Raw genomic sequence first — 12,499 nt, 5'->3', positions numbered from 1 at the left:
GGGTCAGTCCTGGGCGCGGCCGGTCGTCACCCGGGCGATGATCAGGGCGAGCAGGATGATGCCGCCGTAGATGGCCTGGATCCAGAAGGACGGCACCTGGGCGAGGGTGAGCAGGTTCTGGACGACTCCGAGGAGGAGTACGCCGGTCAGGGCGCCGAACATGGTGCCCTTGCCGCCGTCGAGGCTGATGCCGCCGATCACCGCGGCCGCGAACACGGTGAAGATCATGTTGTTGCCCTGGTTGGCGCTGATCGCGCCCACGTACCCGGTCTGCATGATCCCGCCGACCGCGGCCAGGGTGCCCGCGACCACGAACACGCCGAGCATCACGCGTTCCACGCGGATACCGGCGGCGCGGGCCGCGTCGGCGTTGCCGCCGATGGCGTACAGGGCGCGGCCGATGCGGTGGTACTTCAGGACGAGTCCGGCGACGGCGAAGGCGATCGCCGCGACCCACACCGACATCGGGACGGTCAGGAAGGTGGTGGTCGCCAGGGAGTAGAAGCTGTCGGGCATCCCGAACAGCGTCTTGCCCTTGGTCGCTCCGACCAGCAGTCCGCGCAGCACGATCAGCATCGCGAGCGTCACGATGAACGCGTTGAGCTTGAACTTGACGACGAGGACGCCGTTGAAGGCGCCGACGCCGGCGCCCACCAGCAGAACCGCCAACAGGGCGAGTGGGGCCGGGAGTTCGGTGCCCCAGCCGGACTGGGCGGCCGGCAGCACCAGCAGCGCGCCCACGGCGGGCGCGATGCCGACGACGGACTCCAGGGACAGGTCGAACTTGCCGGTGATCAGCACCAGCGACTCGGCCAGCACGACCATGGCGAGTGCGGCGGAGGCGCCGAGGATCGAGATCAGGTTGCGTTCGGTGAGGAACGAGTCGTTGACGATCGTACCCAGCACCATGAGCACCAGCAGGGCGGGCACGAGGGCCAGTTCGCGGGCGCGGCGCAGCAGGACCGTACGGGCCACCCGCGCCTCGGGCACGCGCGGCAGCTTCACCGGCGGCGCCTTGGTGTCAGCCATGTTGGTCCACTCCTTCGATGGAGGCGATCAGCTCGTGGTCGCGCCAGCCCGCCGGGTGCTCGGCGACCACGCGGCCGTGGAAGAGGACGAGGACGCGGTCGCAGCGGCGCAGGTCGTCGAGTTCGTCGGAGACGACGAGGACGGCGGTGCCGTCCTCGCGGGCGGTGTCCACGCGGGACAGCAGGGATTCCTTGGACTTCACGTCGACGCCCGCGGTGGGGTTGATGAGCACCAGCAGGCGGGGGTCGGAGGCCAGGGCGCGGGCCATGACGACCTTCTGCGCGTTGCCGCCGGAGAGGTCGGAGACCGGCTGGTCGGGACCCTCGGTGTGGATGTCGAGACGCTCGATCAGCTCGGTGGCGAAGCCGCGCTTGCGGTCGCTGGCGACGAAGCCGAAGCGGCCGAGCCGGTCGAGGACGGTCATGGTGGCGTTGTCGCCGATGGTCATGCCGAACACCAGGCCCTGGCCGTGCCGGTCGCGCGGAACGCAGCCGACGCCGGCCTCCAGGGAGCGGCGTACGTCCCCGAACGGCAGCCGCTCGCCGTCGAGCCGGGCGGTGCCGCCGGTGGGCGTGTGCAGTCCCGTGAACGATTCGGCGAGCTCGGTCTTGCCGCTGCCGCTGATGCCGGCGAGCCCGACGACCTCGCCGCGGCGGACGGTCAGGTCGACGTCCTGGTAGGCGTCCGAGGTGAGGCCGCGGGCTTCCAGGACGACGGGTGCGGTGCTGTCCACGTCCCTCACCGCCATGGTCTGCTCGGCGATGCTCTCTCCGGCCATGGCCTCGACGAGGGCCGCGCGGGGCATGTCGGCCACGGGTGCCGTGGTGATCCAGCGGGCGTCCCGCAGGACGGTGACGGTCTGGCAGACCTCGTAGACCTCCTGGAGATGGTGGGAGATGAAGAGGAAGGTGACCCCGTTCTCCTGGAGGGCCCGCATCCGGGCGAAGAGCCGTTCGATCTCCCGCTTGTCGAGCTGGGCGGTCGGTTCGTCGAGGACGATGAAGCGGGCGCCGAAGCTCAACGCCCGGGCGATCTCCACCATTTGGCGGTCCTCGACCTTGAGGTCGGAGGTGCGCGCCTCCGGGTCGACGTGCACGTCCCAGGTGTCCAGGAGTGCCGCGGCCTCTTCTCTGAGGCGGCGCCAGCTGATGAACCGGCCCTTGAGGGGCTGCCGGTTGATGAACAGGTTCTCGGCGACGGTGAGTTCGGGGACGACGGTCGGCTTCTGGTAGACGCAGGCGACCTTGCGGCGCCACGCGTCCCGGTCGGCGAGCCCGGGTGCGGGCTCGCCGTCGAAGCGGACCTCGCCCTCGTCGGGCGCCTGGAGGCCGGTGAGCACGGTGACCAGGGTCGACTTGCCGGCGCCGTTGCGGCCGACGAGGGCGTGGGACTCGCCGGGCAGGACGGTGAGCCTGCCGTCGGCGAGTGCGGTGGTGGGGCCGTAGCGCTTGACGATGCCGCGGGCCTCGACGAGGGGGGTGATGGTCTGGCTGCTCATCCGACCGTGTTGCCCCACAGCTCGGGGTCGTCGACGTTCTCCTTGGTGACCAGGGGGGCGGGCAGCTGGTCCTCGAGGATGCCGCTGGGCAGCTTGACGATCGTGGAGTCGTGGTCCGTCGGGCCGGGGCGGAAGGTCTTCCCCTGCATCGCCGCCTTGATGTAGTACATGCCGTACTTGGCGTACAGGTCGGCGGGCTGGGAGACGGTGGCGTCGATCTGGCCCTTGCGGATGGCGTCGAACTCCTGCGGGATGCCGTCGTTGGAGACGATCGTGATGTGGCCCGCCTGGCCGGCCTTCTTGAGCATTCCCTTTGACTTCAGGGTCTGCAGGGTCGGCGCGAGATAGACGCCGCCGGCCTGCATGTAGATGCCCTTGATGTCGGGGTTGGCGTTCAGGAGGGTGTCCAGTTTGGAGGCCGCGGTGTCGGACTCCCACTTGGCGGGGATCTCCAGCACCTTCAGCTTGGGGAACTTCTCCTTCACACAGGCGCGGAACGCCTCCGAGCGGTCCCGGCCGTTGACCGAGGCGAGGTCGCCCATGATCTGCACGACCTTGCCGGAGGGGATCTGCTTGCCGAGGTAGTCGCAGGCCTTCTCGCCGTAGGCGACGTTGTTCGCGCGGACGACCATGGCGACCTTGCCCTTGTCGGGCGCGACGTCGACGGCGACCACGGGGACGCCCTTGCGTTCGGCCTGCTCGAGGCCGGCCTCGATGGCGGCACTGTCCAGCGGGGCGACGACCAGGCCCTCGACGCCCTGGTTGAGCTGGTTGTTGATGTCGGTGATCTGCTGTGAGGGGTCACTGTTGGAGTTGACGGTCTTCAGCGCGTCCACCTCCTCGGACTTCGCCATCTTCGGGACGTAGTCGTTGTACGACTGCCAGAACGGCGAGGTGAGCAGGGGCAGGATCACCCCGACCTTGCCGGTGCCGTCCCCTTTCCCGCTGTCGGCCGAGCCGGCGCTGTCCTTGGTGCTCCCGCACGCGCCGAGCACGAGCGAGGCGACCGCGGCCGCTGCCACCGCGCCGACCATCCGGGAACTGTTCCGCTTTCGCACTGTCCTGCACGGCATCTGACGGCTCCTCGTTGAGCGTGTTCGAGCAGATGACCGCATACTTATCAGACCACTCGGCCAGAAGAACACCCTCCGACGGCGAATTTTCCGGAGTTTGGGCCGTAGTGGTCGGACCACATCCGTGGCTAGACTTCCGCCACCTGGTGAGTGGAGGAATGGCGTGGACGACGAGACGGCCCCGCAGAAGGGCACCGTGACCCAGCGCGCCATCGACCGGATCAAGGCGATGATCGGCGAGGGCCGCCTGGAGCCGGGGCAGCGGCTGCCCACCGAGCGCGATCTCGCGGTCCAGCTCGGCATCTCCCGCAGCTCGATGCGCGAGGCGATCCGCGCGCTCACGGTGATGGGGGTGCTGGAGGCACGGCACGGGTCGGGCATCTACGTCACCCAGCTGGAGGCCGGGGATCTGCTGGAGACGTTCGGTGTGGTCGCCGATCTGTCCCGGGGACCGCGTCTGGTGGAGCTCCTCGAGGTGCGGCGCATCCTGGAGTCGACGGCGACGGCCCTAGCGGCGGCGCGGATCACACCGGATCAGCTGGCCGAGGTGGAGAAACACCTGACGGCGATGAACGCCACGGAGGACCCCGAGGAGATCCTCGCCCACGACATCGCCTTCCACCGCGAGATCGCGACGGCCGCCGGCAACGAGACCATGGCGGCGATCCTGGACGGCCTGTCCTCGAGGACGTTCCGCGCCCGGGTCTGGCGGGGCTACCAGGAAGAGGGGGCCTTCGAGCGGACGCGACGCGAGCATGCCGCGATCCACCGGGCGCTGCTGGCCCATGACCCGGAGGCGGCACGGGCCGCGGCGGCCGCGCATGTGGGCGAAGTGGAGCAGTGGCTGCGGGCGCAGCTCGGTACGTGACCGCACCCCGTACAGCGGCGCGACGAGCGGTTCGGCACTGATGCCCGTCCGGTGTTCCGCCTGGGCTGTCACCTGCGAGGGGCCGGCGATCCGGCCGCCAGGGTCCCAGCCGGACCTGCGTGGTCGCAGGCTCTTGTCAGCCCGTCCGGGTGCCGGTGCCGCGGCTGATCGAGCGGGGCAGTACGGGACGGGCGTGCGGCGCATGAGTGGTGCCGTCGCGGATGCGGCTCAGGCCAACTGAAACGGGCCCGTCCCTTCCGCGCTCCCGCGGGAGACAATGGGCCCCATGCGGATACGGGGAACGGCCTGTGCCGCCGCCGGGCTGACGCTGGTCGTCGCGATCGGCTGCACCGGGGGCGACGACGAGACCGCGCCGGCACCGGAGAAGACCTCCGCGTCGGACCGACCCTCCACCGCCACGCCCTCCCCCAGCAGGAAGCCCGTCAACCCGGTCTCCCTGCCCGCCCTCATGCGGAAGGAGCACCGGGGTTCCGGCCTCCGCCTCGGCACCGTCCTGGCCCGCACCGACGCCTACACCAGTTACCGGGTGACGTACGAGTCGAACGGTCTGACGATCTCCGGGCTCATGAACATCCCCCGTGGCAAGGGCCCCTTCCCGGCGCTGGTGCTGGCGCACGGCTACATCGACCCCGCCGTCTACACGACCGGCCGCGGGCTCGCCCGGGAGCAGGACCTCCTGGCCCGCAACGGCTACGTCGTCCTGCACACCGACTACCGCAATCACGCGGCCTCGGACGACGACCCCGACAGTGACATCGACCTGCGTCTCGGCTACACCGAGGACGTCATCGGCGCCGCGCTGGCGCTGCGCGGCTCCGGACGCCCGGAGATCGACGGCGACAGGCTCGGGCTGCTCGGCCGCTCGATGGGCGGCGGCGTCGTCTACAACACCCTGGTGGTGGCACCGGGTCTGTTCGACGCGGCGGTCGCCTTCGCGCCGGTCAGCTCCCGCCCGGACGAGAACATCGACCACTTCCAGCGCGCGGAGGGCGACCCGCTCGTCGCCGAGATCGACGCCAAGTACGGCACGCCCGAGGAGAATCCGGTGTTCTGGCGGGAGGTCTCGCCCCGCACCTACGTGGACCGGGTGACCGAGCCGCTGCTGATCCACCACGGCACCGCGGACGACACCTGCCCGATCGTCTGGTCGGAGCGGATGGCCGCCGCCCTGAGCGCGGCCGGCAAACGCGTCGAGCTCCGCACGTACCAGGGCGAGGGCCACACCTTCTACCCACGGTGGACGGCCTCCATGGACGCCACCATGGACTTCTTCTCCCGGCATCTGCGGTGAGGCGACAGGCGGCCACCAGATCGCCGACGCCCTGGTGACCGCCCTGCCCGAGTACCCTCAGCGGCGCGACCTGTACATGGCGAACTGCGCCATCCGTACGGTGCTCCGGGACCCGGTGACCCGCACCCGCCACCGCCGGGCCCGCACCGGAACCGGCAGCAGCAGGATCCGGCTCGCCCCGACCGTCCCGGCCCGGGTCACCTCCGTCCAGGCCCCGTCGCGCAGCGCCTCCACCACGAAGCTCTCGACCTGCTGACCGTGCGCGATGTCCTCGGCCAGCCGGAACCGGTCCACCTCGCGGGCGGTGCCGAGGTCAACGGTCACCAGGCCGGGTGCGACGGTCGTACGGGCGCCGCGTGCCAGGTCCTCGGGCAGCTCCCGGTCGATGCGTTCACGGAACTCACGCAGCCGGGTCACGTCCGCGGCGGGCAGCAACCCGTCGGTGTCCGGCGGGATGTTGAGGAGGAGCACCGCGTTGCGCCCCACGGACCCGAAGTAGATGTCCGTCAACTGGTCGACGCTCTTGGGTTGTTGGTCGGCGTGGTAGAACCAGCCGTCCCTGATGGACACATCGCACTCCGCGGGCCACCACTGGAGGTAGTCGGTGTCGGGCTGCGCCCGCACCAGCGCGGCACGGCTGCCCTGGTCGGCGGTGTCGTAGGACAGGGCCCAGTCGGTGCGCCCGTACTGGTTCTCCTTGACCGGCACGACGCTCCACTCGTCCTCGCGCGCCAGCCCGCTCTCGTTGCCGACCCAGCGCAGGTCGGGGCCGGTGACGGCGATCGCCGCGTCCGGCGCGAGCGCGCGCACCAGGGTGTACCAGCTGTCCCAGTCGTAGCTCTCCACCTTGTCCGGCGGGATGCGGCCCTGGGCGCCGTCGAACCACACCTCGTCGACCGGGCCGTATTCGGTGAGGACTTCGTAGAGCTGGTTGAGCATGTGGGCGCCGTAGTCGGTGGCGTCCAGCGTGTACGTCCGCGCGGGGGTGCGGTCGTCGCCCTCGACGAGGGTGGGGATGGTGCGTGTGGAGCGGGCGCTGCCGTTGGCGTAGACGCCGTCCAGGTACTGGTTCTCGTCGGCGGGTGAGATGTAGACGCCGACCTTGATGCCGTGGCGCCTCATGGAGTCGGCGAAGGAGCGCAGGACGTCGCCCTGTCCGTCCCGCCAGCTGCTGGAGGCGACGGTGTGGCCGGAGTAGCGGGAGGGGTAGAGGACGAAGCCGTCGTGGTGCTTGACGGTGAGGATGGCCAGCTTGAAGCCGCCGTCGCGCAGGGCCCTGGCCCACTGGTCGGTGTCCAGGCCGGCGGGCTGGAAGACGTCCGGGTCCTCGTCCCCCGTCCCCCATTCCAGGCCGGTGAAGGTGTTGACGCCGAAGTGCAGGAACGCGGTGCGCTCCAGGGCCTGCCAGGCGATCTGCCGTGGGGTGGGCCGGACGTCGGACGCCTTGCGCACCAGGTCCTCGGCCGTGTCGTCGGGGCCGACGGGGATGCGGTAGCCGGGTTCGGCCGGGAGAGGGGCTCCGGCGGCGGATGTCGGGGTGAGGCCGGTCGCGAGGAACGCCGAGACCGAGCCGGCGACGAAGGTGCGTCTGGAGACGGTCATGAAGGTGGGGCTCCTCAGGTCAACTGCCATACGGCGGGCGGGTGCTGGTCGGGCGGGTACTGCACGATCCGGCCGTGCGTCACGCTCATGGCCATCCGCGTGATGGCGTTGACGAGGCGGTATCCGTCCCCGGTGCGCCGCAACTCCCAGCGCTGGAGCGTGTTCGCGGCGGCGCAGGTGTCCCAGGTCGCCTCGACGCCGGGCTGGAGCGGCACGTTGAGCGTGAGCTTGCCGCCGCTCACGGCGAGGCAGCCGGCCGGGCCGCGCAGGGTCACATAGCCGTCCGGGGTGCGCGCGACGTCGGCGTCGAAGGACACACCGTCCGCCTCGAAGGTGTACGTCCCGTCCACCACCGGCGGCTTCGTCAGGTCCCGCCATCCCGGCGCGTGCCCGACAGCCGTAGCGCGCGCGGTGAACTCGTCGTACGTGGCGTCCGGATGCGGGTCGCCCCAGGTGGCCTGGGCGATGTGGCGCAGGGCGGGCCACAGCCGTACCGCGACCTCGTTCTCGGTCTCCCCGCGCCCGTTGTCCGGCCAGAGGCTGATCTTGGCGCCGGTGATGCCCTCGGCGGAGGTGAGCTTCTCGCCCTCGAAGCTGCGCGGGTCCCAACTCTGGTCGTACAGACCCTCGGTGTCGCTGTGGAAGCCGCCGCGGACGAGGTAGAGGGCGTAGGCCGCGTTCATCAACGGATAGCCCTGGGCGATGATCCGGCTGGGCTTGACCGTCACGTTCAGCCAGTGCTCGACGGTCGTGCCGGCCGTCACCGGGACGGTGTTGGCGCCGGTGAGCCCGTCGTTCCAGATGCGCAGCCTCTTGCCCTTGCCCGCCGCGTAGGCGTGGACGCGGTTGACGAAGTCGATGAAGGCGTCCTGCGGGGTGGCGCCGGAACCGTACCTGTCCTGGGCGTACTCGAGGATCTGCGGGTACTTGGCGAAGTCGGAGCCGAGCATGTACTCGTCGGCGCCCATGTGCCAGGCCGGGGCCTTGAAGACCTGGGCGTACTCGTCGATCAGGCCGGTGTAGTAGTCGAAGGCGGCGGGCCGGGTGATGTCGAGCCGTGCGGGCTGCTTGGCGCCGTCGGCGTCGGTGAGCTGGAGATCGGGGCGGTTCTCGATCCACGGGTCCATGTGCCCCGGGGAGTTGATCTCCGGGATGATCTCGACGTGGTACTTCTCGCCGAGGGCGACGAGCCGGCGGATCTCGTCCTTGGTGTAGTAGCCCCAGGTGTTCGCCTCGGGGTGGGCGTCGCTCTTCACCTTCAGTTCGAGGAGCAGCTGGTTGACCTTGTGGTACGCCATCTCCCGGACGAGGTTCTCCAGCCAGGGCAGGGAGATGTGGATGTAGCACGCGCAGACGCCGACTCCGCGTTCCTTGTAGCGCGGTACGTCGACCGTGCGTCCGGCGGGGATCGTGTCGCCCTGGGCGAGGAGCTGGAGGAGGGTCCGGGTGCCGTAGAAGGCACCGGTCTCGGTGGCGCCGGTCACCGACAGCCGTTTCCCGGACCGGAGTTCGTAGCCCTCGGCTCCGAGCGGCTTCCGCGACGGCTGGACGTCGACAACGATGTCCCCGGCGCGCGCCGAGCCGCCGACGACGGGCACGGTGCCGTGTCCGGCTTCCCGCAGATCGTCGGCGAGGGTGTCGGCGACCCTGCGCTCGGCCGGACCGTCCGCCACGAGGCGGGTGCCGGGTCCGAATTCGTAACGGCCGGGTTCCGGCGTCCAGTTGCCCAGTGCGGGCACCGTGACCGGCGGCCGGGTCTCCTCCTGGGCGACCGCCGGGACCGGCGCCAGGAGCAGGGCCAGTGCGGCGGCGACGCCCAGGATCTGACGTCTCGGAAACGTTCTCACGAGCGACTCCCATTCATCGGATGACTGATGATTGGGCGGCCCCCAGGGACTGTCAATGGAACGAGAAGTCGGCCGAGTTGAGCCAGTGATCGGATGACCTGGGCTTCTTCGGATGCCAGGCCACCAAAAGTCCAAGAACACCGCCGCGAATGTCCAAGGCGGTCCTCCACGCGCCCGAAGGCCCGCCCCGGGCCCGTCCCCCTCTCGACGTGACGCCCGAGCAGAGGCACAGTTCTCCCTACGTACTCGCCAGTACCCCCCGAGGAGCACCCGTGACCAGCTGGATCGGCCGGACCGCCGCCGAGATCGCCGCCGCCGTGCAGGAGAAGCGGGCCACGCCCCGTGAGGTGGTGGCCGAGCACCTCGCCCGGATCGAGCGGCTCGACGGCCGTATCGGGGCCTTCCGGACGGTCCGGGCCGAGGCCGCGCTCGCCGAGGCCGACGAGGTGGGTGCCCGCGCCGACCTGGCCGAGCTGCCCCTCGCGGGTGTGCCGATCGCCGTCAAGGACAACCTCGCCGTACGCGGCGAGTCCAAGCGCGTCGGCTCCGCGGCCACGCCGGACACCCCCTCCGCCGAGGACCACGTCACGGTGGCCCGGCTGCGGGCGGCGGGTGCCGTGGTCGTGGGTCTGACCAACGTGCCGGAGCTGTGCGTCTTCGGTACGACGGAGGGCGTCCACGGCACCGCCCGCAACCCCTGGGACACCTCGCGCACCGCGGGCGGCTCCTCGGGCGGCAGCGCGGCCGCGGTCGCCGCGGGCCTGGTGCCGATCGCGCTGGGCAACGACGGCATGGGCTCCCTGCGCATCCCGGCGGCCAACTGCGGCCTCGTCACCATCAAGCCCGGCCACGGCGTGGTCCCGGCGGGCGTCAGCGACGGCGACTGGTTCGGCATGTCCGAGAACGGGCCCCTGGCCACGACGGTCGAGGACGCCCGGCTGATGCTGGCCATCCTGGCGGACACGGAGCCGGCGTCCCCGTCCGCCGCCGCGACGCACACGATCGCGCTCTCCCTGCGCAGCCCGATCGCCGGCATCGCCATCACCAAGCCCTACACGGCCGCCGCCCGGGAGGCCGCCGGAGTCCTGATGAAGGCAGGCCACCAGGTCCGCCGCGCCGACCCGTCCTACCCGATGTCACTGAGCTTCACCTCGCTCGCCCACTGGACGGCGGGCACCTCCGAGGACGCCCAGGGCCTGGACCCGCGACAGCTGACCCGCCGCACCCGGGTCCACGCGGCCGTGGGCCGCCGCTTCGTGAAGGGCGTGCGCACGGGGGCGAGCCGCGACGCACTGCGCGGCCGGCTGGAGCCGTTCTTCGAGGAGTACGACGTCCTGCTCACCCCGGCCCTGGCCCGCCGCTCCCCCAAGTCGGCGCCCTGGCACGAGCGGGGCTGGCTCCGCAACGTCCTCGCCAACACCAACTACTCGCCGCTCACGCCGCCCTGGAACCTCACCGGCTGGCCCGCGATGTCCGTCCCCTTCGGCAAGCTCCCCTCCGGCGCCCCCACCGCCGTACAACTGGTGGGACGGCCGGGCTCGGAGGCGGTACTGCTGGAGGTCGCGGAGCAGCTGGAGAAGCTGCACCCGTGGGAGCGGACGGCACCGCTGGACTGACCCGGCTCAGCCCCAGCCGGGCGGCCGGAGCTCCTGGGAGCTCCGGCCGAGCCACTCGCCGAAGGTGACGGGGCGGGCGCCACGCAGGTGGTCGAGGGAGAGCGGCACGATCAGATCGCAGGTGGCCCGCCCGTCCCACCACACGGTGCCGGCGAGCGGGCCGGTCAACGCCAGAAGCGTGGCGAAGCCGCAGCCGTGCTCCTGGATGACGATCGCGCCGGCCGTCTTGCGGTCCTCGAACACTCCGCACTCGTCGTCCCAGGCCCGCCAGGCGGCCTGGTAGGCGCCGTCGTCGGCGAAGTCCTCGGCGCGCGGTTCACGGTCACCCAGCTCGTCGTCCTCGACGACGTAGGAGTCGGGGTGCGGAAAGGGGACGGCGAGCAGCTCGCGCGCGGCACGGGAGTTGTTCTCCCACCACCAGCCCTGTTCCGTCCGCACCAGCCGGGAGACGGTCCCGCCCGCGCTCACCTCCAGCAGATACGCGCGGTACTCGGCAGGGAACGAGACGCCCAACTCCCGCTCGGCCGCGGCCACCTCGGCCTCGCTCAAAGGCGGCGTCTCCATCTACAGCGCCTTGTACATCACGTGCAGCCCCACCAGTCCCTGCCGCGGATGCTCGTACGCGTCCGGCACCGTGCCCAGGACGGTGAAGCCGAGGGAGGTCCACAGGGCGACGGCGGGGTTCGTCTCGACGACGGCGTTGAAGACCATGCCGCGGTATCCGTCGGACTTGGCGGCGGTCAGGACGTGCTCGGCGAGAGCGCGGCCGATGCCCCGGCCGGTGTGGTCGGGGTCGACCATGAAGCCCGCGTTGGCCACACGGGCTGCGGGGCCACCGTAGTTGGGGGTGGTGTAGGCGGAGGCGACGACGGCGCCGGTCTCGTCCTCGACGACGTGGACGCGCTTGGCAGGGCTCATCCACAGTGCCCGTGCCGCCTCCTCGGAGGTGTCCGGATCCCAGGCGTAGGTCTCCCCCGCGGCGACGATCCGGTGCCAGAAAGGCCAGATCCGCGGCCAGTCGTCGGCCGCGGCTTCTCTGATCAGCATGGGCGTGAGTCTGGCACGCCCATGCTGACGGCGATCGCGACGGGGCTCAGTCCACGCTGGGCAGGATGTGGGGTTCGGCCAGGTCGTCCTCGTATCCCGCGAGACGGATGGGGGCGGACCGCGCCCACACGTCGAGGCTGCCGAGCTGTCCGGGCCGGCGGCCCGCTCGCTCGGGGCGTTCCTTGGGCCGTTGATCGCGATTCGTCTTCTCCGGTGTCACCGCGCACTCCTTATGTGTCGGGTCACCCTCGGGGCATACCGGTCAGTGTGCGGTCTGTCGCCGGACGCCCGCTCGGGTCTGAGTCGAGAACAGCTCGGACGCGGTGGCGCCGGTCACTCATGTCAGAACAGGCCGTGGTGATCGGCTGCCCCAGGACGGACCGTGGGTGTGGGTGGGACCCCGTACTGCTGTCCGTCCGCTACAGATTAACCAGATGAGCGCAGGCCCGCTCGATGGGGCTGAAAACAAGGGGTAACTTTCCCAAGTCGCCTGTGTGCACTCGGTCCTACTATGTGGGGTTTTGTCATCTGATGCCCCGTCGAGACCTCACCCGTTCGGCCTACATCGGCGCTCGTGTCTTCGAGGGCCCCGACAGCGCAGTTCAAG

At 70.7% G+C, this 12,499-nt stretch carries 11 protein-coding genes; 3 read left to right on the top strand and 8 right to left on the bottom strand.

Translation table 11 applies throughout. The annotated features are described in order from the left end of the window. Positions 1-3 precede the first annotated feature (3 nt). Genes OG381_RS40330 through OG381_RS40320 form a run of 3 tightly spaced genes read right to left on the bottom strand, consistent with a single transcriptional unit; the run spans position 4 to position 3,600 of the window. On the bottom strand, positions 4-1,029 hold the full coding sequence (locus OG381_RS40330) for an ABC transporter permease (protein ID WP_327720911.1): 1,026 nt from the start codon (positions 1,027-1,029) through the stop codon (positions 4-6). After that, a complete protein-coding gene (locus OG381_RS40325; RefSeq protein WP_327720910.1) occupies positions 1,022-2,527 on the bottom strand; it encodes a sugar ABC transporter ATP-binding protein in 1,506 nt (501 codons plus the stop codon). Before OG381_RS40325 ends, OG381_RS40330 begins: the two co-directional genes overlap by 8 nt. Beyond that, on the bottom strand, positions 2,524-3,600 hold the full coding sequence (locus OG381_RS40320) for a sugar ABC transporter substrate-binding protein (protein ID WP_327720909.1): 1,077 nt from the start codon (positions 3,598-3,600) through the stop codon (positions 2,524-2,526). Before OG381_RS40320 ends, OG381_RS40325 begins: the two co-directional genes overlap by 4 nt. A gap of 163 nt (positions 3,601-3,763) precedes the next feature. On the opposite strand from OG381_RS40320, the gene OG381_RS40315 reads away from it, so the two are divergent. Next, positions 3,764-4,468 (top strand): FadR/GntR family transcriptional regulator, encoded by a 705-nt coding sequence (locus OG381_RS40315; RefSeq protein ID WP_307023267.1) that lies wholly within the window; start codon positions 3,764-3,766, stop codon positions 4,466-4,468. A 286-nt stretch (positions 4,469-4,754) separates the two neighbouring features. Further along, positions 4,755-5,780, top strand: a complete 1,026-nt coding sequence (locus OG381_RS40310; RefSeq protein WP_327720908.1) for an alpha/beta hydrolase family protein — start codon at positions 4,755-4,757, stop codon at positions 5,778-5,780. A 57-nt stretch (positions 5,781-5,837) separates the two neighbouring features. Here the strand turns inward: OG381_RS40310 and OG381_RS40305 are convergent, their stop codons facing one another. After that, entirely contained in the window at positions 5,838-7,382 is a 1,545-nt protein-coding gene (locus OG381_RS40305; RefSeq protein WP_327720907.1) for an alpha-L-fucosidase, read from the bottom strand. A gap of 14 nt (positions 7,383-7,396) precedes the next feature. Next, positions 7,397-9,229, bottom strand: coding sequence for a family 20 glycosylhydrolase (locus OG381_RS40300; protein ID WP_327720906.1), 1,833 nt, complete (start codon positions 9,227-9,229; stop codon positions 7,397-7,399). Between the two features lie 272 nt (positions 9,230-9,501). Between OG381_RS40300 and OG381_RS40295 the strand changes: the two genes are divergently transcribed. Continuing rightward, a complete protein-coding gene (locus OG381_RS40295; RefSeq protein ID WP_327720905.1) occupies positions 9,502-10,845 on the top strand; it encodes an amidase in 1,344 nt (447 codons plus the stop codon). Between the two features lie 6 nt (positions 10,846-10,851). Here the strand turns inward: OG381_RS40295 and OG381_RS40290 are convergent, their stop codons facing one another. Genes OG381_RS40290 through OG381_RS40280 form a run of 3 tightly spaced genes read right to left on the bottom strand, consistent with a single transcriptional unit; the run spans position 10,852 to position 12,112 of the window. Then, on the bottom strand, positions 10,852-11,409 hold the full coding sequence (locus OG381_RS40290; RefSeq protein WP_327720904.1) for an SMI1/KNR4 family protein: 558 nt from the start codon (positions 11,407-11,409) through the stop codon (positions 10,852-10,854). Further along, entirely contained in the window at positions 11,410-11,892 is a 483-nt protein-coding gene (locus tag OG381_RS40285) for a GNAT family N-acetyltransferase (protein ID WP_327720903.1), read from the bottom strand. Positions 11,893-11,938: 46 nt separating this feature from the next. Further along, positions 11,939-12,112: a hypothetical protein gene (locus OG381_RS40280; RefSeq protein WP_107080540.1), complete on the bottom strand. Its 174-nt coding sequence runs from the start codon at positions 12,110-12,112 to the stop codon at positions 11,939-11,941. Positions 12,113-12,499: the final 387 nt, after the last annotated feature.

Origin of the sequence: Streptomyces sp. NBC_00490, from assembly GCF_036013645.1 — a bacterium.
Lineage (GTDB): Bacteria > Actinomycetota > Actinomycetes > Streptomycetales > Streptomycetaceae > Streptomyces > Streptomyces canus_F.
This window is presented reverse-complemented; position numbering and strand designations above follow the sequence as displayed.